This is a genomic window from Gordonia sp. OPL2 (genome assembly GCF_003797825.1).
Classification (GTDB): Bacteria; Actinomycetota; Actinomycetes; order Mycobacteriales; family Mycobacteriaceae; genus Gordonia.
In genome coordinates this window covers 116,763-138,340 of sequence record NZ_RKME01000009.1, presented here as the reverse complement: position 1 = coordinate 138,340, position 21,578 = coordinate 116,763, and the positions used below count along the sequence as shown (strand labels likewise).

General features: G+C 67.3%; 23 protein-coding genes. 15 read left to right on the top strand and 8 right to left on the bottom strand.

Features of this window, described 5'->3' with window-relative positions:
* Positions 1-39 precede the first annotated feature (39 nt).
* Genes EEB19_RS11765 through mnhG form a run of 6 tightly spaced genes read left to right on the top strand, consistent with a single transcriptional unit; the run spans position 40 to position 6,478 of the window.
* Positions 40-2,952: a Na+/H+ antiporter subunit A gene (locus tag EEB19_RS11765; protein ID WP_187586388.1), complete on the top strand. Its 2,913-nt coding sequence runs from the start codon at positions 40-42 to the stop codon at positions 2,950-2,952.
* A complete protein-coding gene (locus EEB19_RS11760; RefSeq protein WP_187586386.1) occupies positions 2,949-3,548 on the top strand; it encodes a Na(+)/H(+) antiporter subunit C in 600 nt (199 codons plus the stop codon). Before EEB19_RS11765 ends, EEB19_RS11760 begins: the two co-directional genes overlap by 4 nt.
* A complete protein-coding gene (locus EEB19_RS11755) occupies positions 3,545-5,155 on the top strand; it encodes a Na+/H+ antiporter subunit D (RefSeq protein ID WP_187586384.1) in 1,611 nt (536 codons plus the stop codon). Before EEB19_RS11760 ends, EEB19_RS11755 begins: the two co-directional genes overlap by 4 nt.
* On the top strand, positions 5,152-5,889 hold the full coding sequence (locus EEB19_RS11750; protein ID WP_187586382.1) for a Na+/H+ antiporter subunit E: 738 nt from the start codon (positions 5,152-5,154) through the stop codon (positions 5,887-5,889). The genes EEB19_RS11755 and EEB19_RS11750 overlap by 4 nt, the downstream gene beginning before the upstream one ends.
* Positions 5,886-6,149, top strand: coding sequence for a monovalent cation/H+ antiporter complex subunit F (locus EEB19_RS11745; protein ID WP_187586380.1), 264 nt, complete (start codon positions 5,886-5,888; stop codon positions 6,147-6,149). Before EEB19_RS11750 ends, EEB19_RS11745 begins: the two co-directional genes overlap by 4 nt.
* Positions 6,146-6,478, top strand: coding sequence for a monovalent cation/H(+) antiporter subunit G (mnhG, locus tag EEB19_RS11740; RefSeq protein WP_187586378.1), 333 nt, complete (start codon positions 6,146-6,148; stop codon positions 6,476-6,478). The genes EEB19_RS11745 and mnhG overlap by 4 nt, the downstream gene beginning before the upstream one ends.
* A 401-nt stretch (positions 6,479-6,879) precedes the next feature.
* On the opposite strand, the gene EEB19_RS11735 is transcribed toward mnhG, so the two are convergent.
* The 4 genes from EEB19_RS11735 to EEB19_RS11720 all read right to left on the bottom strand — a co-directional run bounded on the left by EEB19_RS11735 (position 6,880) and on the right by EEB19_RS11720 (position 9,674).
* A complete protein-coding gene (locus EEB19_RS11735; RefSeq protein ID WP_187586486.1) occupies positions 6,880-8,001 on the bottom strand; it encodes a glutamate--cysteine ligase in 1,122 nt (373 codons plus the stop codon).
* Between the two features lie 6 nt (positions 8,002-8,007).
* On the bottom strand, positions 8,008-8,676 hold the full coding sequence (locus EEB19_RS11730; RefSeq protein WP_262365602.1) for a superoxide dismutase family protein: 669 nt from the start codon (positions 8,674-8,676) through the stop codon (positions 8,008-8,010).
* 80 nt (positions 8,677-8,756) lie between these two features.
* Positions 8,757-9,242, bottom strand: a complete 486-nt coding sequence (locus EEB19_RS11725) for a LytR C-terminal domain-containing protein (protein ID WP_187586374.1) — start codon at positions 9,240-9,242, stop codon at positions 8,757-8,759.
* A gap of 69 nt (positions 9,243-9,311) precedes the next feature.
* Positions 9,312-9,674 (bottom strand): DUF3263 domain-containing protein, encoded by a 363-nt coding sequence (locus EEB19_RS11720; protein WP_187586372.1) that lies wholly within the window; start codon positions 9,672-9,674, stop codon positions 9,312-9,314.
* A 230-nt stretch (positions 9,675-9,904) separates the two neighbouring features.
* Here EEB19_RS11720 and EEB19_RS11715 point away from each other — a divergent pair, with 230 nt between their 5' ends.
* The 5 genes from EEB19_RS11715 to EEB19_RS11695 are packed head-to-tail and all read left to right on the top strand — an operon-like array spanning position 9,905 to position 13,381.
* A complete protein-coding gene (locus EEB19_RS11715; RefSeq protein WP_187586370.1) occupies positions 9,905-10,522 on the top strand; it encodes a peptide deformylase in 618 nt (205 codons plus the stop codon).
* 10 nt (positions 10,523-10,532) lie between these two features.
* Positions 10,533-11,546 carry a GNAT family N-acetyltransferase gene (locus EEB19_RS11710; RefSeq protein ID WP_187586368.1) on the top strand — a complete coding sequence of 338 codons (1,014 nt, stop codon included), beginning with the start codon at positions 10,533-10,535 and terminating at the stop codon, positions 11,544-11,546.
* Complete coding sequence (locus EEB19_RS11705; protein ID WP_187586366.1) at positions 11,546-12,085, top strand: ribonuclease domain-containing protein; 540 nt, start codon at positions 11,546-11,548, stop codon at positions 12,083-12,085. The genes EEB19_RS11710 and EEB19_RS11705 overlap by 1 nt, the downstream gene beginning before the upstream one ends.
* The gene (locus EEB19_RS11700) at positions 12,082-12,594 is read left to right on the top strand and encodes a barstar family protein (RefSeq protein WP_187586364.1); all 513 of its coding nucleotides are present in this window, start codon (positions 12,082-12,084) and stop codon (positions 12,592-12,594) included. The genes EEB19_RS11705 and EEB19_RS11700 overlap by 4 nt, the downstream gene beginning before the upstream one ends.
* Position 12,595: 1 nt before the next feature.
* Complete coding sequence (locus tag EEB19_RS11695; RefSeq protein ID WP_187586362.1) at positions 12,596-13,381, top strand: exodeoxyribonuclease III; 786 nt, start codon at positions 12,596-12,598, stop codon at positions 13,379-13,381.
* 21 nt (positions 13,382-13,402) lie between these two features.
* Here the strand turns inward: EEB19_RS11695 and EEB19_RS11690 are convergent, their stop codons facing one another.
* On the bottom strand, positions 13,403-14,056 hold the full coding sequence (locus EEB19_RS11690; protein ID WP_262365601.1) for an RES family NAD+ phosphorylase: 654 nt from the start codon (positions 14,054-14,056) through the stop codon (positions 13,403-13,405).
* On the bottom strand, positions 14,056-14,700 hold the full coding sequence (locus EEB19_RS11685; RefSeq protein ID WP_187586360.1) for a DNA-binding protein: 645 nt from the start codon (positions 14,698-14,700) through the stop codon (positions 14,056-14,058). Before EEB19_RS11685 ends, EEB19_RS11690 begins: the two co-directional genes overlap by 1 nt.
* A gap of 78 nt (positions 14,701-14,778) precedes the next feature.
* Between EEB19_RS11685 and EEB19_RS11680 the strand changes: the two genes are divergently transcribed.
* Genes EEB19_RS11680 through EEB19_RS11670 form a run of 3 tightly spaced genes read left to right on the top strand, consistent with a single transcriptional unit; the run spans position 14,779 to position 17,771 of the window.
* Positions 14,779-15,756 carry an ABC transporter substrate-binding protein gene (locus EEB19_RS11680; RefSeq protein ID WP_187586358.1) on the top strand — a complete coding sequence of 326 codons (978 nt, stop codon included), beginning with the start codon at positions 14,779-14,781 and terminating at the stop codon, positions 15,754-15,756.
* An 18-nt stretch (positions 15,757-15,774) separates the two neighbouring features.
* Positions 15,775-17,139: a SagB family peptide dehydrogenase gene (locus EEB19_RS11675; protein WP_187586356.1), complete on the top strand. Its 1,365-nt coding sequence runs from the start codon at positions 15,775-15,777 to the stop codon at positions 17,137-17,139.
* Entirely contained in the window at positions 17,136-17,771 is a 636-nt protein-coding gene (locus EEB19_RS11670; RefSeq protein ID WP_262365600.1) for a class I SAM-dependent methyltransferase, read from the top strand. Before EEB19_RS11675 ends, EEB19_RS11670 begins: the two co-directional genes overlap by 4 nt.
* Positions 17,772-17,784: 13 nt before the next feature.
* On the opposite strand, the gene EEB19_RS11665 is transcribed toward EEB19_RS11670, so the two are convergent.
* Both EEB19_RS11665 and EEB19_RS11660 read right to left on the bottom strand, forming a co-directional pair.
* Positions 17,785-18,843 carry an alpha/beta hydrolase gene (locus tag EEB19_RS11665; protein WP_262365599.1) on the bottom strand — a complete coding sequence of 353 codons (1,059 nt, stop codon included), beginning with the start codon at positions 18,841-18,843 and terminating at the stop codon, positions 17,785-17,787.
* Positions 18,840-20,393 (bottom strand): NAD(P)/FAD-dependent oxidoreductase, encoded by a 1,554-nt coding sequence (locus EEB19_RS11660; RefSeq protein WP_187586352.1) that lies wholly within the window; start codon positions 20,391-20,393, stop codon positions 18,840-18,842. The genes EEB19_RS11665 and EEB19_RS11660 overlap by 4 nt, the downstream gene beginning before the upstream one ends.
* Before the next feature lie 317 nt (positions 20,394-20,710).
* On the opposite strand from EEB19_RS11660, the gene EEB19_RS11655 reads away from it, so the two are divergent.
* Complete coding sequence (locus EEB19_RS11655; RefSeq protein WP_187586350.1) at positions 20,711-21,571, top strand: phytanoyl-CoA dioxygenase family protein; 861 nt, start codon at positions 20,711-20,713, stop codon at positions 21,569-21,571.
* Positions 21,572-21,578: the final 7 nt, after the last annotated feature.

Genomic DNA, 21,578 nt, shown 5'->3' with positions numbered 1-21,578 from the left:
TGACACCCCGCCCGAACTCCCGAAAGACGGTGTGCCCACTTGATCTCTGTGCTGGCTGCGCTCGCGCTCTGCGCGCTGTTCGCGCCCCCGGTGATCAGGTGGCTGGGAACTCGCGGATTCTATGTCCTGGCCTTGGCGCCGGCCGGCGCCCTCGTCTGGGTCATCGCGAACTGGCCGCAGGACGGCCAACCTCCTCTCGTCGAGACCGTCGAGTGGGTGCCGGTCCTGCAGATGGACATCGTCACGCGTTTCGACACCCTGAGCGCAATCCTGTCGGTGCTCATCCTCGGCGTCGGCTCGCTCGTGCTCTGTTACTGCGCCCACTATTTCGACGACGCGCGACCTCGTGTCGCCGTCTTCGGCGGCGAGATGATCGCCTTCGCCGCCGCCATGTTCGGCCTTGTCGTCAGCGACAACATGCTGGTCCTCTACGTGTTCTGGGAACTGACCACGGTGCTGTCGTTCATGCTGGTCGGCTTCTACGGCGTCCGCGCGACGGCCCGGCGCGCGGCCACCCAGGCGTTGCTGGTCACCACCGCGGGCGGACTGGCGATGCTGGTCGGCATCATCATGCTGGGCGAGCGGTCGGGCACCTATCTGCTCTCGGAGATCATCTCGAACCCGCCGTCGGCCGGCGTCTACGTCGACTGCGCGGTCGTGCTGCTCCTGATCGGCGCGCTCAGCAAATCAGCGATCGTCCCGTTCCACTTCTGGCTTCCCGGCGCGATGGCCGCACCGACCCCGGTCAGCGCCTACCTGCACGCCGCCGCCATGGTGAAGGCTGGCATCTATCTGATCGCACGTTTGGCACCGGCGTTCTCGACCACCCCGAGCTGGCACATCGCCGTGGTGGTGCTGGGCATGATCACGATGGTGATCGGCGGGTGGCGTTCGCTGCGGGAGCTGGATCTCAAACTCGTCCTGGCGTTCGGTACCGTCTCGCAACTCGGATTCATGGCGGTGCTCGTCGGCATCGGCGACGCCAACGTGGCGATGGCCGGCATCACGATGCTCGTCGCGCACGCCCTGTTCAAGGCCTGCCTGTTCATGGTCGTCGGCATCATCGACCACTCGACCGGTACTCGTGACATCCGCAAGCTGGCCCGCCTGGGCGAGCGGCTGCCGGTGCTCGCGCTGGTCGCCGCCGTTGCCGGTGCCAGCATGGCCGGGCTGCCGTTCACCATCGGGTTCGTCGGCAAGGAGACGGCATTCGGGTCGGTGTGGGACACCGGCGCCTACCGCCCGTGGCAGGCCGAGACGATCGACATCGTGCTGCTGATCGGATCGGTCATCACCTTCGCCTACACCTGCCGGTTCCTGTGGGGTGCGTTCGGACGCAAGGTCCGCTCGACCCCGAGTCCGGCGGTCGCGAAGATGCATCGGCCGTCGCCGCTGTTCCTGCTGTCGCCGATCCTGCTGGCGATCGGCGGGGTCGTGGCCGGCATCCTCAGTCCGCAGGTGGGCGACCTGTTCGAGCCGTACGCGGAGACCCTTCCCGACTACGGTCACGAACTCGAACATCTCGCGATGTGGCACGGGTTCGGCCTGCCGGTGGTGTTCTCGGTCATCGTCATCGTCGCCGGTGCGATCCTGTTCCTGGTGATCCGGCAGATGCGCGGCCGACTGTTCAACTACCGTCCGCTCCTCAACGCCGACCGCATCTACGACGCGACCCTGCGCGGTGCCGACACCCTGTCGCTGATGCTGACCCGCAACACCCAGCGCGGCTCGCTGCCGATCACGCAGGGCGTCATCCTGTCGACGGCGATCGTGGTGCCCATCGCGGCCCTCGCGTGGGGTTCGCGGAACCGGCTGGAGATCGCCGGGTTCGACACCGCCGTGCAACTCGTGATCGGCGGCATCATCACCGTCGCGGCGATGGCGGCGGTCGTGCTGCGCAACCGTCTGGCCGCGACACTCGTGGTCGGCCTCACCGGTTATGGCTCGGGCATGTTGTTCGCGCTCTACGGCGCCCCTGACCTCGCGCTCACCCAGTTCCTGGTCGAGACGCTGACCCTGGTCATCTTCGTGCTGGTGCTGCGCAAGCTGCCTGCGGAACCGGAACCGCGTCACGCGACCGGTTTCAAGCCGCTGCGCGCGCTGATCGGTCTCGCGTTCGGTGCATCGCTGGTCCTCATCGGGCTGTTCGCCGCCGCCGCACGATCCGAGCAGCCACTCCACGTCGACATCCCGGCCGCCGCCTACGAGTTCGGTCACGGGGCGAACGCCGTGAACGTGCTGCTGGTCGACATCCGCGCCTGGGACACCCTCGGCGAGGTGTCGGTCCTGATCGTCGCGGCCACGGGTGTCGCGTCGATGGTGTTCCGCAACCGCCGCTTCGGTGCCGCACCGCGCGTGGCCGACGCCGCCCGACTGCAGGCCGGGATCAACGGCGAGGACGCCGACGACCCGATCCCGCCCGACCGCACCCGCTGGCTGCTGGGCAGCGACTTCCGCGATCCGCGCCACCGCTCGATGGTCCTGGAGGCGACGACGCGACTCATCTTCCCGACGATGGTCGTGCTGTCGGTCTACTTCTTCTACGCGGGACACAACGCGCCGGGCGGCGGGTTCGCCGGGGGCCTGACGATGGGTCTCGCGCTGGTCCTGCGATACCTCGCGGGCGGGCGGTACGAGCTCGGTGAGGCGCTGCCGATCGAGCCGGGCCGCATCCTGGGCGCCGGCCTGGCGATCTCGAGTCTGACCGCGGTCACCTCGATGTTCCTGGGTGCGCCCGCGCTGTCGTCGGCGGTGTTCGAGGTGACGCTGCCGGTACTCGGCGACGTCAAGCTGGTCACCGCCCTGTTCTTCGACCTCGGCATCTACCTGATCGTCGTCGGCCTGGTGCTCGACGTCCTGCGCAGCCTCGGCGCTCGCCTCGACGTCGAGGCAAGCGACGTCGACAACACACCTGCGCCCGTGCGCCCGACCGTCGGGGACGTGCCGCGATGAGCATCAATCTCGGACTGTTGATCGTCATCGGCATCACCGCCGCCTGCGGCGCCTACCTGCTGATGGAACGCAGCCTGATCCGCATGCTGTTCGGGCTGCTGCTGTGCGGCAACGCAATCAACCTGCTGATCCTCGTGGTCTCGGGCGGCATGGGCAATCCGCCGATCCTCGGCCGCGCCTCCGACAACCGGGCCGCCGACGCCGATCCCCTCGCCCAGGCGATGATCCTCACCGCCATCGTCATCACGATGGGCGTCGCCGCCTTCGTGCTGTCGCTGGTCTACCGGCTGTTCGTGATCAACCGCGACGACGACGACCTCGAGGACGACACCGAGGACGTGAAGATCCTGTCCGGGTCGCTGGACACCGCGCCCGACCGTGACCGCACCGACGACCCGGTCACCCTCGCCGACACCGCTGCCGGCGACCTCTACGACGACGAGGGCAACCCGATCACGCCAGAAGAATTCGCCAAGCGGCACGAGGAGCTCATCGAGACCGACCTCATGCCGGAGGACTCCGACGTCATCGACGAGGTGGGCGAGGACGGCCGGGAAGCGCCGGCCGACGGCGACGGGCCGGGGGTGAGCCGATGATCCCCCAGCCCTCCTGGGTGCCCGTGCTCATCACCCTGCCCACCCTCGTGCCCATGGTCGCCGCCGCACTGTCGCTGCTGGGCGGTCGCAGTCCACGCTTCCAACGCGCGATCGCCGTCGGCGCCATCGCGGTCGCGTTCATCGCCTCGTGCATGCTGCTGTACCTGACCAACGAACACGGCACGTTCGCGGTGGCCATCGGCGGATGGGGTGATCGCGGTTTCCCGAACGGCCCGCTCGGCATCACCCTCGTCGTCGATCAGCTGGCCGCGCTGATGCTGGTGGTCTCCACGATCGTGCTGCTGTGCGTCGTGCTCTACGCGATCGGTCAGGGTATACGCGACGGGACATCGCAACAGCCGGTGTCGATCTTCCTGCCGACCTATCTGATCCTCACCGCCGGCGTCTGCAACGCCTTCCTCGCCGGCGACCTGTTCAACCTGTACGTCTCGTTCGAGGTGCTGCTGGCCGCGAGCTTCGTGCTGCTCACGCTCGGCGCGAGTCCCGACCGGGTGCGTGCCGGCGCGTCGTACGTGATGGTCTCGATGGTGTCGTCGCTGATCTTCTTGTCCGGCATCGCGTTCGCCTATGCGACGACGGGCACGCTCAACCTCGCCGAGATGGCCGCCCGCCTCGATCACGTGCCCGACGGCACCCGCAACGCCCTGTATGCGGTGCTGTTGGTGGCCTTCGGCATCAAGGCTGCGGTGTTCCCGCTGTCGACGTGGCTGCCCGACTCGTATCCGACCGCGCCCGCCCCGGTCACCGCCGTCTTCGCCGGCTTGCTCACCAAAGTCGGCGTCTACGCGATCGTCCGGGCACACACGCTGCTGTTCCCCGGCGGGACTATGGACAACATGCTGTTGATCGCCGGGTTGCTCACCATGCTCATCGGCATCTTCGGTGCGATCGCGCAGTCCGACATCAAACGACTGCTGTCGTTCACCCTCGTCAGCCACATCGGCTACATGGTCTTCGGCATCGCGCTGTCGTCGAAGTTCGGGTTGTCGGCGGCGATCTACTACGTCGCCCACCACATCCTCGTGCAGACCACGCTGTTCCTCGTCGTCGGCCTGATCGAACGGCAGGCCGGGTCCGCCTCGCTGCGCCGGCTGGGCGGGTTGATCGTGAGCCCGGTCCTGGCCGCACTGTTCCTGATCCCTGCCCTCAATCTGGGCGGTATCCCACCGTTCTCCGGGTTCATCGGCAAGGTGGCGCTGCTCGAGGCCGGCGTCCAGGACGGCTCGGTACTCGCCTGGATTCTCGTCGCCGGCTCGGTCGTCACGAGTCTGCTGACGCTCTACGTCGTGGCCCGCGTGTGGACCAAGGGGTTCTGGCGTCCGCGCGCCGATGCCCCCGAGGGCGACCTCGCCGACAAGGCACCGTCCGCGCTGATCGACGAGAGCACCGACATCGCCTTCGACGACCGCGCCGACGTCGGCCGCATGCCGATCGGCATGGTCATCCCGACGGCGATCATGGTGGCCGCCGGACTGGTCCTCACGTTCTGGGCGGGACCGATCATCGGGTTCACCGATCGTGCCGCGACCGACATCACCGACCGCGGCATCTACATCGAAGCCGTCCTCGGAGGTGAGGGCCGATGAAGGCACGCATCATCACCGCCTGGCGGGTCTCGCTGCTGTTCATCTTCTGGCACGTCGTCAGCGGATACGTCTGGCTGCGCGAGCATGTACGAATTCCCCGGTGGCTGGGCAGCGACTCCCGCGAGGTGGCCGTCCGGCTGTGGACGCTCGCCTTCCTGACCTTCGTCTGGGTGTTGTTGTGGGGCACCATCTCCTGGGCCAACATCCTCGGCGGCCTCGTCCTCGCCGTGGCCATCGTGACCCTCCTGCCCCTGCCGCGGGTGCCGGTCGAGGGTCGTATCCATCCGCTGACCGTGCTGCTCCTCGTGTTCCGGCTGATCGTCGACTTCTTCGTCTCGAGCGCCCAGGTGGCCTGGGCCGCGATCCGGCCCGGCAAACCGCCGCTCGGCGCGGTCGTCCGGGTGCGGGTCGCGATCAAGTCCGACCTGGTGCTCACGCTGGCGGTCGACTACTTGAACCTGGTGCCCGGCACCATGGTCCTCGAGATCGACCATCGTCGCCGGATGCTCTACATCCACGTCTTCGACGTGCGCAGCGAGAAACGGGTGCGGGCCTTCTACAAACAAGTCGCCTTCGTCGAGCGGTCGTTCATCAAGGCGTTCGAGCGGGACAGCGAATGGCATCCGAGTCCGTACCACGGCATCGACGAGGAATACCACCGCGTGCGCCGCTCGGATCGGACCCACGGAGTCGCCGGAGCCACCGATCCCGCCGTCGAGGAGCTGGAACGATGACCATCGTCTGGGCCGTCGTCAGCGCCATGCTGATGCTCGCCGCCGTCCTCACGACCATCCGCGTGCTGCGCGGACCCACCAGCCTCGACCGGCTCGTCGCCCTCGACACGATCATCGCGCTCTGCATGTGTGGTCTCGCCGCGTGGGCGGCGTTCAGCCGCGACTCGACGGTCGTGCCGGCCATCGTCGCGCTGTCGCTGGTGAGTTTCGTCGGGTCCATCGCGATCGCCCGTTTCCGGGTGAGGGATGACGAAGCATGATCGGTGACATCATCTCGTCGGTCCTGCTCATCCTGGGTGCCACCATGGCGTTGACCACCTCCATCGGCATCCTCCGCTTCCCGGACACGTTGAGCCGCATGCACGCATCGACGAAACCGCAGACCTTCGGACTCCTGCTGATGCTCATCGGCGCCATGATCCGGCTCGGCGACAACGTCGACAACGGAATGCTGGTGCTGGCCGGCCTCTTCGCGCTGATGACCGCCCCCGTCATCGCCCACCGCATCGGCCGCCTCGTCTACCAGGAGCAGCGTGCGCGCGACGGCCTGATGGACCGCGACGACATGGAGTCAGGTACGCGGGACTAGCCCAGGCTCCACAGGCGAGCGACGGAGGCCGAGTCCGCCCACTCCAAGGCGAGCGCCGCCAGGCGACCCGCCCACTCAAGGCGAGCGCCCCCGGGCGACCCGCCCACTCAAAGCGAGCGACGGAGGCCGAGTGTGCCCTGAATTTTGCCGACCGTGCCCACACCACCCTCCCCGCCGCCCCGCCGACGAAACCGTGGGCACGGTCGGCAAAATTCTGGGCACACTCGGCGCGAAAGGCGAGCGCGAGCCCTCGACGGCCCGGCGCGAAAGGCGAGCGCGAGCCCTCGACGGCCCGGCGCGAAAGGCGAGCGCGAGCCCTCGACGGCCCGGCGCGAAAGGCGAGCGCGAGCCCTCGACGGCCCGGCGCGAAAGGCGAGCGCGAGCCTTCGACGGCGACGAGGTCACCTGAGCTCGTCGACCACCGAACTCACCACCGCACGGAGGTCACCGGTCTGGCGGTAGACCTCGCGCTGGCGTTGATAACTCGCCCCCGCTGAGACGATGTCGGCGACCCGGGACAGTTCGTCGACGCAATTGAGTTCGCGCGCAATCGGTTCGAGCCGCTCGAGTAGTTCGGCGAGGTCGTCGGTGACGAGGCGTTCGCGGCACTGGGCGTCGAGGATGACGATGGCATCGAGTCCGTATCGCGCGGCACGCCACTTGTTCTCCTGCACCAGCCACGGCGCCATCTGCGGCAGCTCTTCGCCGGCGGAGAAGCGACGATCGAGGTCGACGACGAGACAGTGGATGAACGCCACCAGCGCCGACAACTCGGTGAGGTTGGTCAGCCCGTCGCACACCCGCACCTCGATGGTGCCCAGATGCGGTGACGGCCTGATGTCCCAACGGATCTCGTTGAGGTGATCGATGATGCCGGTGGTCTTCTGATCGGTGACGAACGACTCGAACTCGGCCCAGGTGGCGAACTGGAAGGGCAGTCCGGCCGTCGGCAACTGCTGGAACATCATCGCGCGGTTGCTGGCGTAATTGGTGTCCTGGCCCGCCCACATCGGTGACGACGCCGACAGCGCCAGCAGGTGCGGATAGTAGTTCAGCAGCGACCCGAGGATGGGAAGCACCTTGTCGCGGTGGCTGATCCCCACGTGCACATGCACACCCCAGATCAGCATCTGCCGTCCCCACCACTGGGTGCGCTCGATCAGCTCCGCGTAGCGGTGCCCCTCGGTGAGCAGCTGCGTCGACCACTGCGCGAACGGGTGCGTGCCCGCCCCGTACAGGTCGACGCCCAACTCCTCGGTGAGTCCGCGCACCGCGTCGAGGGTCGCCGACAGATCCGCCATCGCCTCGGGCGTGTCCCGGCAGATGCCGGTGACGATCTCGACGGTGTTGCGCAGCAACTCCTTGTGGACCTTGTCGCGGCGGGCCGGCACGTGCTCGGAGACCAGCGCGAAGAGGTCGGCCGCCGAATTCGACAGATCACCAGTGACCTTGTCGGTGAGGGCGAATTCCCATTCGACACCCAGCGACGGGGTCGGCGAGCCGTCGAACTCGATCGGCTGGATCACGACCTACTCGTGCGCCTCGATGACGCCGCATGCGAGACGGCTGCCCGCATCGCCGGTCTTCATCGTCTGCTCGTCGGGTGCCGGGGCATACCGCGTCGGGATGTTGGCGAAGTTGTCGGCCTTCTCGTGGATGACGATGGCCTTGCCGACGATCTGCTCGAGGTTCACCGCGTCGGTCGTGGTGACGGTCTCGCCCGTGCCGTCCTTCAGAACGTTGATCGACACCAGATCACCGCTGGACGGGTGGCTGGTGCGGCCGTTGACCTGCAGGTGACTGCCAGCGCTGCTGAAGGCCTCGCTGCCGCCGGTCTGGCAGACGCCGTTCTGATGGATGTGCATGCCGTGGAAGCCGGCAGGGATGCCGCTCTCCGCGTTGACCCGGACGTCGACCTTGACCGACGACCCGCTCGGCGTGAAGACGGCCTCGCCCACGGTCTTGCCGTCGTCGTCGATGAGGTTGGCGGTGGCGTTGCCCTTCGGCGACGAACCGATACCGTCGGCGTCATCGACCTCCCCCGGAGGTGCCTGGTTGCCGGTGACCACCGACGGTGTGGTGCCGGGGGCGTCGGTCGGCGGCTCGTCCGGGGTGCAGGCCGCCAGCGCACCGCCGACGATGCCGGCTGAGGCGAGCACGGCGAGCGTGCGACGGATTCGGATCGAACTGGCGGTCATGTCACTCCTTGTGATCATTCAACGGGCCGAGCTGCTGTCGGGGTCTGTGCGCCGGGCGCGGTCGCCGGTAGAGACGGCGGTCATCGGGTGACCACGATGACGGGGATGCCGTCGGAACACTGGGTGAACGACGACGGGCGCGGGTCGACGCTGGCGTCGCCGAGTGCGGCGGCCACTTCGTCGGCGGCCGACTTCTGGCCCTCGTCGTAGAACACCGTGTTCTCGGTGACCGACGATGTGGTCAGGTTGCTGGGCTCCGCCGTCTGGAAACCCTTGCCCTTCAACGAGTCGGTCACCTCGCCGGCCAGTCCGGAGACCGAGCCGGCATTGAAGACACACAGTTCGGGCGTGTCCGCCGACGCCGACGCCGACGACGAGGTGGCGCTGCTGGTGGGTGCCGCCGTCGTCGTCACCTGGGTCTGCGCGGCCTCGAGATCCTTCTCCGGATCGTCGCCGCTGGTGGCGGCCGAATGCCAGCCCAGTCCCACGAAGACGATGGCGACCGCCAGCAGGAGCATGGCTCCTGCCCGCAACGGCAGGCGACTCGGTTCGCGATCAGGATTCATCACCGAGAACCTTACTTGACTTCCGGCGGGCGGCCCGGCGCGGTCGGCGGTGTCGCAGGCACCGACGGATCAGGTGATCTCGAACCCGAGCCGACGTGCCGCACGGGCCTTCTGTCGCGAGGCCCGCAGGCGGCGCAGACGCTTGACCAGCATCGGATCGGCGGCGAGCGCCTCCGGGCGGTCGACGAGTGCGTTGAGAACCTGGTAGTAGCGGGTGGCCGACAATCCGAAGAGTTCCTTGATCGCCTCTTCTTTGGCGCCGGCGTATTTCCACCACTGCCGCTCGAACGACAGGATGTCGTGTTCGCGGCGGGACAGGCCGTCTGCCCCGACCTCATGGGGGTCGGCGGCGTTCGTCGTCGGCTCGGCGGAATCGTTGGTGGATGTGGGTTGATCGCCCTGCTTCTGGCTTCGCGCAGCTGCGCCGTCCATCTCGCTCCCTCAAGATCGCCTCGTGCACATCACACCGCCGAATCGTCGGCGCCCCACCCCGGTCCACTGGGCCGGTCCGGATCACCGTCACCGAACCGGTTGATTCAGGTCGCCGAACAAATCACAGCAATGTGGTTCGGTGCTCATCTAACCACGATCGGCGAGCCGGTTCGCGGTGTGACTCGCCACGAGTGAACGGTCGGTGTGAGCCCGTCGGTAATCTGTCCCGCATGGCAATTCTCCCGATCTGCATCATCGGTGAACCGGTGTTGCACCACCCGACGGAACTCGTCGAACTCGACGCCGACCGCCGGCCGGCCGCGGACCTCGTGACCCTCCTCGACGACATGTACCAGACGATGGACGCCGCCCACGGTGTCGGACTGGCCGCCAACCAGGTCGGCGTGAGCAAACGGATGTTCGTCTACGACTGCCCCGATGGGGAACGGGCCGCGGTCCGCCGTCGCCGCGGCGAGGTGATCAACCCGGTGCTGGAGACCTCCGAGATCCCGGAGACGATGCCCGACCCGGACGACAACGACGAGGGCTGCCTGTCCGTTCCGGGCGAGCAGTTCCCCACCGGTCGCGCCGACTGGGCGCGGGTCACCGGCGTCGACCGCAACGGCGAGGAGGTCGTCGTCGAGGGCACCGGGTTCTTCGCCCGGATGTTGCAGCACGAGGTCGGTCACCTCGACGGATACCTGTACGTCGATGTGCTGGTCGGGCGCAATGCGCGGGCCGCGAAGAAAGCCGTCAAGCGTCAGGGCTGGGGTGTGCCCGGGCTGACGTGGACGCCGGGCACGGTCTCCGACCCGTTCGGCCACGACGACGACGAAGACGACGACTGACACCGCCGCCGTGACACCGAGTGGCGGCGCGGGCGGTTCCGGGGCCCGCAGTTCCGGGGCCGACAGTTCCGGGGCCGGCGGTACGGACCCCTTCGTCGGCGACCGGATCGTGGTGCGGTACCGCCTCGGTGATGCCACCCCCGACGACTGGCGAGGCGACCGGGCGGCCGCGCTGTCCGACGTGACCGGCATCCTGCTCGACGACGGTGATCCGCTGGTCGTCGAGCGCGACGGCGCCCCGGAGTCGATTCCGCGGTCGGCGGTCACGTCGGTCCGCCTGCTGTCGCGGGTCACGGTGCGCAACTCCGAGATCCGATCCGCCGAGGTCGCCGCCGCAGCCGCATGGCCGGGCGCCGAGTCGGCAATGCTGTCGGGGTGGTTGCTGCGCGCCGGACACGGGTTCACGAGGCGCGCCAATTCCGCAGTACCCGTCGAGTTCGGCGCCGGCACCGATGCGGACACGCTCGCCGCGCTGCGCGAGTGGTATGCCGCCCGCGGGCTGCCGGCCCTCGTCGTGGTCGCCGACCGACTGATCCCCGCCGGACAGATCGACGGGACCGAGCGCAGCGGCGACGTCCAGTTCCTCACCCGCGAGATCGCCGATTTCCCGGCAGCGGGGTCCGACGCCGTCCGTCTCGACGACGCCCCGACCGCGGCCTGGCTACGGGCCTATCGGGGTGACGACGTCGACCTCGACTCCGCCGCGGCAGTGGTGGGGGCATCGAGAGGTCCGCTGACGGCGGCCACCGTCGGCGACGACACGCCGGTCTCCATCGGCCGAGCGACGGTCACCGAATCCGCCGACGGCACACCATGGCTGGGAATCACCGCGTTGTGGACCGCACCCGATCACCGTCGGCGAGGTCTCGCATCCGACGTCATGGCGTCCCTCGTCGGCTGGGGTGCCGATCACGGCGCGCAGCGGATCTACGTGCAGGTGGAAGCCGACAACCGAGTGGCCGGGACATGGTACCGGACACTGGGTTTCGGACTGCACCACAGCTACCGTTACGTGGAGGTGTGATGGCCGACGGCACACCCCGCACCCGACGACAGGTGATCGTGTCCGCAGTCGCGGTGGTCCTCGTCGCGATCGTCGGGGCACTCCTCTGGCTCATCGACACCGAGGCCGACACCGACTCGGCCGACGCGGACACCGCATCCGCCACCTCGTCGACGACGACCCCGGCAACCTCGTCCGCAGGGGCAACGTCCGCAGGGGACGCAGGGGACGCAGGAACATCGACCCGCACGTCGTCGTCGACCACCGCAGTACCCGCCCACGTGCTCGCGACACTGACACTGATCGACTCCGGCGACTGGCCCGAGGCCGCGAACGCCCCGGGAACACGCGGCGGCACCGTCTTTCGCAACAACGAGCGCAACCTCCCGGTCACCGGAACCGACGGCCGGCGGATCACCTACCGCGAGTGGGACGTCAACGCCAAGGAGCCGGGCCGCAGCCGCGACGCCGAACGGATCGTCACCGGCAGCGACGGAACCGCCTGGTACACCGACGATCACTACCGCACCTTCGTCCGGATACGAGGACCGAACCGATGAGCCGACCCGAGCACACCCCCATCCCGCTGTCCGAGTTCGTCTCTGCCGCCGGACGATTCGGTCCGGTCGCCGGTGTCCTCGCCGGATCGCGGCTGTCCTGGGTACCGCAGAACATGGTCGTCCGATCGGTCGACGCCGACCGGATGGGGACCCTCGGCGACCTGTTCGACGAGTTCGCGCGGGCATGGCGTTTCCCGGATCACTTCGGACACAACAAGGACGCCTTCGACGACTGCATGCGCGACCTCGACGCAGACGTCCCGGCCGACGTAGCGTCCCCGACCGCCTACCTCACGATCATCGAGGACTCCGCGCGGCTCCTGCGCGCCCAACCCGACGAATTGTCCTGGTTTGCCGAGTCTCTCGGGTTCTATCGCGACCACTACCGCGACATCGCCGATCCGCCGGCCGCTTTCGCGGTGCTGTTGCTGACCCCACCCACCCTCGCGCGACGGGTCGAGACCCGCTGGCACGACGCCGGTTCCCCCGTCGCCCGGATCGAGAGCTGACATGCGCTTCGCCACCTGGAACGTGAACTCCATCCGCGCACGGTCCGAGGCCGTCGTCGGCTGGATGGAGCGTTCCGACATCGACGTCCTGGCCATGCAGGAGACCAAGTGCCGCGACGACGAGTTCCCGCTGATGAGTTTCCTCGCCGCCGGCTACGACGTGGCCCACGTCGGCACGGGCGGATTCAACGGGGTGGCGATCGCCTCCCGCGTCGGACTCGACGAGGTGGAGATCGGATTCGAGGGCCAGCCGACCTATGGCAGCGGCGGCGTCACGCCCGCCCAGGAGGCACGCGCGATCTCCGCACGCTGTGACGGGGTGCGGGTCTGGAGTCTGTATGTGCCGAACGGCCGCGCCCTCGACGACCCGCACTACCGCTACAAACTCGACTGGCTGCGGCAACTCCGTGACATCGGCGCGCTCTGGCTGGCGCACGACCCGGCGTCACAGATCGTCCTCGCGGGTGACTGGAACGTCATCCCGACCGACGACGACGTCTGGGACCCCGCGGTGTTCGACGGCAAGACCCACGTGTCCGAGCCCGAACGCAGCGCGCTGAACGCGATCCGTGACACCGGCTTCCGTGATTCCGCACTGCCGTACACCGACGGCTACACCTTCTGGGACTACACGCAGTTGCGGTTCCCCCGCGATGAGGGGATGCGCATCGACTTCATGCTGTGTTCCCCCGCTTTCGATGACCGGGTGCGTACCGCCTTCGTCGACCGTGACGCCCGGAAGGGCAAGGGTGCGAGCGACCACGCACCGGTCGTCGTCGAGGTGTGACGACTTTGCGGAGACCTGGAACTAGATGACGGAGTATCCGAGTCGTCTTGCGGCGCCCGCGATCCGGACGGCGAGATCAGGGTGCGTCAGGGGTAGAGACAGCTCCGGCCGATCCGGCATCGCGCTCCCAGCTGGAGTGAACAGTGCCAGGCAGGGCGCGCCGGCGAAGCGACTGTTGTAGCGCAAGCCGTCGATGTCGGGGTGGGCCTCGACGATGTGTCGGGCCCAACGTTGGCTGATGTGGTGCTGCCCGGTCGACAGGGCGTAGGTGCCACCTACGCGGGTGGCCCAGGCTCCTTTGCTGTCGATGGCAACGTCGATCACGGTGACCGGGCGGGCGAACGACAGTCCGGTGAGGTAAGGCCGATCGCGGTCGCGATCGATTGTCCGGTCGGTCTGGAAGGCCTCGGCGAGTGCGCCGTCCGGGGTCGACGCCCCGTACCAGACACCACGGCCGACGGGATCCTCGCCAGCAGGTAGATGATGGGGATCGAACCGCAGAACCGGCCCGTAGGTGCGGAGCGCATTCCACGCGAGTACGTGGACGCCGAGTGTGCGGTGGACCCGCCACCACACCTCTCCGACATCGATGACGCGCACTTCTTCGTCGCGAATGCCCAGCGCCCGCAATGCTTCCGGCCCTGGCGGATCGGGCAACATCGGAGTGGAAGCCATCAGGCGGCCCAATCACCGACCTCGAGCAGACGAAGTACCGGCTCCACGGGTTGTCTGCCGCGCAACCATTCGCGCACCGCCTGCGGCCGCCCAGCGATCTGCAACTCCGGCTGAGGGGACTCGAGGAAGCCGGCAACAGAGAGAGGGTGCAGTCCTCGTGTCAGGAGGTGCGGAAACACCTTGTCCAGCCCACGGAGCTGTGCGAACTCGCTGACTTCACGGCCAGATGGGTCTGTCCGATGGATCAGTTCGAACTGCAGAACCGGGAACACCCACGACCCGCCATCGTCGATCGCCCACAATGTATGCGCGAGACGAAGTTGACGTACACGCGAATCAGATACGCCGAGCCCGGCCGCAACCTCGGCGGCAGGGTAGGCGGTGCTGTAGAGCCGCGCCATCCGCGCCGTCGTGCTGGCTGCGACCTCTGCGCGATCATCCGGATCCTCGGTGAATCCCGCGTCATCGAGCAGGCGGGCCTCCGCGTCGGTCAATCGTGCCGCCCACGACCGATGCACCGGCAAGGTCCGCAACGCATGCACGAGCTCATCGCGCCCGAAACCGAACCGGTCCCGGATCAAGCGATCGAGGTCTTCATCGAGGTCCGACACTGACCCACCTCCAATTAACGGCAATTCTACCATGTCTACTACCGTTAGCATCGCAGGTCCACGGGCCGACGCCGGTGTCGCGGACCCTCGGCCTTAGGTTAGGCTGCACGCATGACCCGTGCGCTCCGCGTTCTGTTCCTGTCGCTCGCCACGCTCATGATCGCCACCCTGGCCGTCAGCGGATGCAGTTCCCCTGACGAATCCGAGAACGACGGCGCGCCCATCCAGGTCAACACGTCCAAGGGATCGGTCACGATCAATGGCACGCCGAAGCGGATCGTCGCGCTCGGCGCCCAGTGGATCGACGTGACCTTGGCGTTCGGCGTCACCCCGGTCGCCTACCTCGACAACATCCAGGTGCTCACAGGTAGCCCGTCGCCGTGGTCGAGAGAAGGCCTGAAGGACTCGACCGCGATCAGCACCGAGGACGTCGTCGGACAGGTCGCGAAGGCGAAGCCGGATCTCATCCTCGCAACGTCGTACATGGCCGACGGGCAACCCGAGATCTACGACAGTGTCTCGAAACTCGCGCCCACCATTCCCGGTATCACCGGTAAGCAGATCGATCCGTGGCAGGACATGGTGTCTTTCCTGGGCACCGCGCTGCGTCAGCCGGACAAGGCGAAGGAGATCACCGCCGGGGTCGACGGGAAGATCAACGCCACCAAGGATCGCCTGCCCGGCCTGAACGGCAAGACGTACACGATGGCCTACATGTACTCGGCGGACCAGATCCAGGTGCTCGGTGACCCCGACGACGGCGCCACGTATCTGTTCCGTTCGCTCGGCATGAACATCGCACCGGCGCTGGTGGCCGAGTTCCGCAAGAACGGTCAGCCGCGCTTCCCCATCTCCACGGAGAACGTTCCTTTGCTCAACTCCGACCTGCTCGTGATCACCGCGAACACCGATCAGCTGATGTCCTCGTTGGAGAAGTTGCCCGGCTATCAGAATCTGAGATCGGTGCGCACCGGCGCCGTCAGCCGGATGTCGGTCGCCGAGATCGGCGGACTCAACGAACCGACCCCGCTGTCCATCCCGTACCTGCTGGACAAGATGAACCCCGCGCTCGAGCGGGCGGCGCGCTGAGCGCATGTCGATGACCCCATGCCGACGATGACCTCGACAGTGCAGTTCACCTACGCCCTCACCGAGGGGGCGCGGTTCCTGCTCGGCGGTGGTGGGGTCGCCGTCGTGCTCCCCGCCAAGCAACGTCTCGACGGGCTCGACCGCGAGCAGGTCGCCTTCCTTCGTCGTCTCAACGCCGGTCCCGTCGAGGTCGACGAGTCGGACGCGGCCATCGCCACGGTGCGCGATCGGCTCGTCGACGCGGGCGCGATCGCCATGACCGCAAGCCTCGACGACCGAGAGCTGTACTCCATCAAGCCCTTTCGTCGCCCTCCCGCCCGTTCCGACGAGGCGCAGACCGACGTCAGAATCTCCCGGTTCACCGTCATCCGGCGCTCCGGCGACGACGTCGTGGCCGAGAACCCGCGCGCGTGGTGCGACATCGCAGTCCTCGACCCCGCCGTCCTCGCCGTCCTCACGGGCATGGCCGTCGGCCCGGATACGCTCGACCCGGCCGCCCGGGAACGTCTGCTCACCGATCTGGTGTGGTCGGGTCACGCCGTCGTCGGCGATGAGGAGGAGCAGCACTTCGCGACGCGCAGCTGGAGCCCCCACGAACTCTGGTTCCACCGGCGCAGCACCGTCGGCGACCGCGGCACGAGCTGGGCGCACTTCGGCCCGACCCGGTGGGCCGACGGATCGTTCGAACCCGTTCCCGCCCGGCGAGATTCGTACCCGGGTGAGCCGATACCCCTGCCCACCCCCAACCTGGCAGCGCTTCGCACCGACGATCGGCCGCTGGCCGCCGTCGTTGAGGACCGGACGTCGGTGCGCGACTTCGACGACGACCGCCCGGTGAGCGTCGATCAACTCGGCGAACTGCTGTACCGCTGCGCGCGGACTCGCGGCGTCCGCACCATCAACGCCGACCGGCCGGTGCCCGAAGAACTTCCCTCGCGCCCGTTTCCCTCAGGCGGATCGCTCTACGAACTCGAGATCTATCCGGTGATCCGCATCGCCGACGGCGTGGAACCCGGTATGTACCACTACGATTCCTACGACCACGTGCTGCGCCCGGTCGCACCCTACGACGACCCCGCGGTGACTCGCCTGATCGCGCCGGCAGCGCTCACCCTGGCCGACGGCCGACTCCCCCAGGTCCTGTTCGTCCTCGCCGCACGTGCCGGCCGGATCATGTGGACCTACGAGCAGATGCCGTACGCGGTCATCCTCAAACACGTCGGCGTGCTCACCCAGACCCTCTACCTCACCGCGACCGCCATGGGTCTGGGCGGCGTCGCGCAAGGCTACGGTGACACCGCCGCCTTCGCCGCGGCAACCGGCACCGACGAACTCGTCGAATGCAACGTCGGGAGCTTCGTCGTCGGAACGCCCCGCCGGTGACCTCGGCGGCGCAACCGGGCTACGACGCACTCGCCGAGTTGTACGACGAAACATTCCCCACGGCATATGGATCGGCGTGGGAGCGGCACGCCGTCGCGGCCTTCGCCGACGAGGTGCACGCCCTGGGCACCGGCGGCACAGTACTCGACGTCGGTTGCGGGACAGGACATGTCACAGCTGACCTGGCTGGGTTCGGTCTGACGGTGATCGGGATCGATCCGAGTCGGGAGATGGTGCGGATCGCCCGCGGCCATCACCCCGACCTGCGCTTCGTCGTCGACGATGCGCACCTGAACTCTGCCGAGCTCACGGACGTCACGATCACCGCAATCCTGGCCCGTTTCAGCCTGATTCACGTCCCGCCCGACGAAGTATCCGTGATCCTCCGAGAATGGGCGACGCGGATGGCACCCGGTTCGATGATCAGTGTGGCCACCCAGAGCACCGACAACGATGATGTGGCGGAGTTCGACCACGTCGTCGCGCGGGCCTGGCGATGGCCTGCGGATCGGTTATCGGAGGCGCTGGCCGACGCCGGGTTCGACGAGGTGTGGCGGATCGTGAGTCGTCCGGATGATCAGCATCGGTTCCCGGCGGTGGTGGTGACGGCGCGACGCGCACACTGGGGATGATGCCCGTGACGGACTATCCGAGAGCACCCGCGATCGCATCTGCGACACGGTCCACAGCGTCGCGTGCTGCGCGGCTGATCCGTGTCAGGGAGATGTAGCCGTGGACCAGGCCACCCTCACGCATCAGTCGGGTCGGAACGCCCGCTGCGGCCAGCCGCTGGGCGTACGCGATCGCCTCATCACGCAGCGGGTCGAATCCGGCAACCGTGATGAGTGTCGGAGGTGCGCCGGACAGATCGACGGCGTGTAGTGGGGAGACGCGTGGGTCCCATTCGGAATGGCCCTCGGGTAAATACAGCCCCGACAGCCAGGCGATCTGCTTGGCCGTCAGCGCCGGGTTGTCCGCGAACTCGGTGCGGGACGAATGGGTGCCGACGGCGTCGACCACCGGGTACATCAGCACCTGCATCAGCGGACGACGCTCCTCGCCGGCCAGGTCATTGGCCAGTACCGCACAGAGATTCGCCCCCGCGCTGTCGCCGAGCAGAATGATCCGTTGCGGATCGATCCCCCACTCGGATGCGTGCTCGACCGCGAATCGCCATGCCTCGGCCGCATCGTCGACCGGACCGGGGAACCGCGCCTCCGGCGCCAGGCGATACTCGACCGACAACACGGCGACACCGGCTCGGTCGGCGATGAGGCGCACCGGGGCGTCGTACCCCGCTCGGCTGCCCAACACGAATCCTCCGCCGTGCAGAAACACGACCAGTCCGTCGGACCGCCTGGCCGGACGATACAGACTCGCGCGGATCCCGCTCGGGAGAGCGATGTCGGCGACGTCCATCGCCGGAGCATCGTCGGCGAAGACTCGGCAGTCGTTGTCCATCGACGCGCGCGCCTCGGCCAGCGTGCCATCGCTGAAATCCGGTCCGGCCGCTGCCGCTTTCATGAGCAGCGCGATCTCCGGCGCCATGGCGTCTCTGTCGGAGTTGACCACCGGCGGCACAACCCGGCGCAGAATCGCGTCGGGCACCCGCCCGATGGCCGTGAACAGCGTGCGCTGCATCCACTCTGCGGCCGTCAGCGTGCCGGCGATCTCCACCGGGGTCGGCCGATCGATGACCGTCACCGTCCTGCGCCTTCCACTGTGGCACGGCCGCTGTCGAACTCACGATCGAGGCGAGAACTGAATTCAAGGGCATCGGTGACCACACTGCCGCGGAACATCTTCCGGTCCTCGAGGAACACATTCTTGATCTGCCACGGCATCTCGTCGCCTTGGCGGGGCAGGGCGTGCTTGGCGCGCAGCATGTAGCCCGCGTCGAGGTCGATGATCGGCCGAGTGCCGGTGCCGTCAGGGGCAACGGCTGTCGCGGTGTCGTACCCGCGAGCGTCCATGTGGCGGAGCAGTTCGATGAAGCTCTTGCCGAGGAGACCGATCTTCAGCGTCCAGGACGACTTGGTGTAGCCGACTGCCATCACCCAGTTCGGGACGCCGGAGAGCATCATCCCGCGGTATACGACAGAGGTGGAGAGGTCGACGGGGCGTCCGTCGACGGTGATGTCGACCCCACCGAACAGACGCATGTTCAGGCCGGTCGCGGTGACGATCACGTCGGCCTCGAGCCTCTCACCGGACTCCAGCTCGATGCCGTCGGTGGTGAATCGTCGGATGCGATCTGTGACGACCGACGCATCGCCACGCCGGATCGAGTCGAAGAAGTCACCATCCGGCGCGAGACAGAGGCGTTGATCCCACGGGTCGTACGGTGGGTTGAAGTGCCGGTCGACGTCGAAACCGGGGGGCAGCAGCTTCGTGGTGATGTGGCGGATGAGGCGGCGCGAGGCCTTCGGGAACTTGGTGAGGGTCGTCACCACCGCCCAGTCCATCCACACGTTCTTCCACCGGGTCGCGAGGTAGCCGCGACGTTCGCCGAGCAGTCTCGTCAACAGCTGTCCGATACCATCGATTCGCGGCATGGTCAGGATGTAGCTCGGTGTGCGCTGGAGCATGGTGACGTGCGATGCAGCCCCCTCCCCAGTGCGTCCGTCGCCCTTCAGCATTGATGGGATCAACGTGATCGCAGTGGCGCCGCTGCCGATCACCACCACCTTCTTGCCGGAGTAGTCGTAGTTCTCCGGCCAGTGCTGGGGATGGATGATGTCGCCGGTGAAGTCGTCGCGCCCGTCGAACTCCGGGGTGAATCCCTCGTCGTATCGGTAGTAGCCGGTGGCGCCGAACACCCAGCCGGCCTTGATGACGCTGTGGCGGAGGGTGCCGTCGGCCTCCGTGATGTCGACCGACAACAACCACTGTGCGTCGTCGCTGGACCACGCCGCAGAGGTGACCGTGTGGCGATACCGGATGATCTCGTCGAGACCGTAGTCGTCGACGGTCTCCTTGAGGTAGTCGAGGATCAACGGAGCATCGGCGATGGCAGTCTCGTGTCGCCAGCTCTTGAACTCATAGGCGAAGGTGTGCAGATCCGAGTCCGATCGGATACCTGGGTAGCGGAACAGATCCCAAGTCCCGCCGACAGAATCGCGGCCTTCGAGCAGGGCCACCCTCTTCTGGGGGAACTCCTGCGTGATGTAGACGGCCGCGCCGATGCCCGAGATTCCGCCACCGATGACGACGACGTCGAAGTACTCCGGCTGCTGTGCCGAGTTGCTGCTCATGGTTCTCTGCCTCCATTTCGCGCCGGAACCGACGGTGTGGGTGAATGCGACTCCTGCGATGGATGTCAGCGTGCCGAACGCGGTGTAACGCACACCACATCGAATCTCAACGTCTTGCCCGGTTCGAGTGTGAAAACCTCACACACTTCATTGCTCCGCGGTTCACCGTCGCCGGCCTGCAGCGTCGTGACCTGCGGCGAGTGTGCATTCCGCACCGAAGTCGGTTCCGAGACGCTGAAACCTGCGGATGGGCAAGATGGGTTCGGCTGTCGATAGTGAGACCTGCGCCACATCACATCCCACAGATCGGAAAAGCCATGACCAGTGTCGACACGACCATCCAACGACTCCCGAGCACGACGCCCGCGGCCGACATCCTCGCGATCGTCGCGCGTGACGGCGGTGTCATCATCGAAGGACTGCTCTCCCAGGATCAGGTCGCACGCTTCAACACCGAGATCGATCCTGCCGTCGCTGCGCTCGCGGCCGGCAGCACCCACGAGAACGAGATCGTGCAGGAGTTCCACGGCGCCAACACAAAACGCCTGACCAATCTGGTCAACCACAGCGACGTGTTCCGCGAGGAGATCATCGATCTCGATCTGGTCCACGACCTGTGCGACGCACGCTTCCTCGAGGAGTCGGGTACCTATTGGATGACCACCGCGCAGGTGATCGAGATCGGACCCGGCAACCGTCCTCAGATGCTGCACCGCGATCTGGAGAACTGGTATCCGTTCGTCGGCATGGGCCCGGCCGGACCCGAGATCACCCTGAACTTCCTCATCGCGCTGACCGAGTTCACCGAGGAGAACGGGGCCACGCGGGTGATCCCGGGAAGTCACCTCTGGCCGGACTTCGAGGACCGCGGCACACCGGAGCAGACGATCCCGGCAACCATGAAGGCCGGCGATGCGTTGTTCATCAGCGGAAAGACCGTCCACGGCGGCGGCGCCAATGTCACGGCCGACCAGTACCGGCGCGCGGTGTCGTTCGCGTTCAACCCCGGTTACCTCGTCGGCGAAGAGGCCTACCCGTTCCTCGTGTCCCGCGACGTGGCGGCCACCCTGCCCGAGCGCGTCCAACGTATCCTCGGCTTCCGGTCGCAGTACCCGCTGGGATCGCCCGGTCTCTGGCAGGTCGACTACGCCGAACTGGCCGACTACCTGGGTCTCTGATCGAAGT

Excerpts from the sequence above, each read along its gene's own strand:
- EEB19_RS11750 (WP_187586382.1), top strand. The coding sequence starts at position 5,152 with ATGAAGGCACGCATCATCACCGCCTGGCGGGTCTCGCTGCTGTTCATC.
- EEB19_RS11755 (WP_187586384.1), top strand. The coding sequence starts at position 3,545 with ATGATCCCCCAGCCCTCCTGGGTGCCCGTGCTCATCACCCTGCCCACC.
- EEB19_RS11760 (WP_187586386.1), top strand. The coding sequence starts at position 2,949 with ATGAGCATCAATCTCGGACTGTTGATCGTCATCGGCATCACCGCCGCC.
- EEB19_RS11690 (WP_262365601.1), bottom strand. The coding sequence starts at position 14,056 with ATGGCTTCCACTCCGATGTTGCCCGATCCGCCAGGGCCGGAAGCATTG.
- EEB19_RS11745 (WP_187586380.1), top strand. The coding sequence starts at position 5,886 with ATGACCATCGTCTGGGCCGTCGTCAGCGCCATGCTGATGCTCGCCGCC.
- EEB19_RS11675 (WP_187586356.1), top strand. The coding sequence starts at position 15,775 with ATGCCGACGATGACCTCGACAGTGCAGTTCACCTACGCCCTCACCGAG.
- EEB19_RS11680 (WP_187586358.1), top strand. The coding sequence starts at position 14,779 with ATGACCCGTGCGCTCCGCGTTCTGTTCCTGTCGCTCGCCACGCTCATG.
- EEB19_RS11730 (WP_262365602.1), bottom strand. The coding sequence starts at position 8,676 with ATGACCGCCAGTTCGATCCGAATCCGTCGCACGCTCGCCGTGCTCGCC.
- EEB19_RS11695 (WP_187586362.1), top strand. The coding sequence starts at position 12,596 with ATGCGCTTCGCCACCTGGAACGTGAACTCCATCCGCGCACGGTCCGAG.
- EEB19_RS11725 (WP_187586374.1), bottom strand. The coding sequence starts at position 9,242 with ATGAATCCTGATCGCGAACCGAGTCGCCTGCCGTTGCGGGCAGGAGCC.
- EEB19_RS11720 (WP_187586372.1), bottom strand. The coding sequence starts at position 9,674 with ATGGACGGCGCAGCTGCGCGAAGCCAGAAGCAGGGCGATCAACCCACA.
- EEB19_RS11685 (WP_187586360.1), bottom strand. The coding sequence starts at position 14,700 with ATGGTAGAATTGCCGTTAATTGGAGGTGGGTCAGTGTCGGACCTCGAT.
- EEB19_RS11715 (WP_187586370.1), top strand. The coding sequence starts at position 9,905 with ATGGCAATTCTCCCGATCTGCATCATCGGTGAACCGGTGTTGCACCAC.
- EEB19_RS11655 (WP_187586350.1), top strand. The coding sequence starts at position 20,711 with ATGACCAGTGTCGACACGACCATCCAACGACTCCCGAGCACGACGCCC.
- mnhG (WP_187586378.1), top strand. The coding sequence starts at position 6,146 with ATGATCGGTGACATCATCTCGTCGGTCCTGCTCATCCTGGGTGCCACC.
- EEB19_RS11660 (WP_187586352.1), bottom strand. The coding sequence starts at position 20,393 with ATGAGCAGCAACTCGGCACAGCAGCCGGAGTACTTCGACGTCGTCGTC.
- EEB19_RS11705 (WP_187586366.1), top strand. The coding sequence starts at position 11,546 with ATGGCCGACGGCACACCCCGCACCCGACGACAGGTGATCGTGTCCGCA.
- EEB19_RS11700 (WP_187586364.1), top strand. The coding sequence starts at position 12,082 with ATGAGCCGACCCGAGCACACCCCCATCCCGCTGTCCGAGTTCGTCTCT.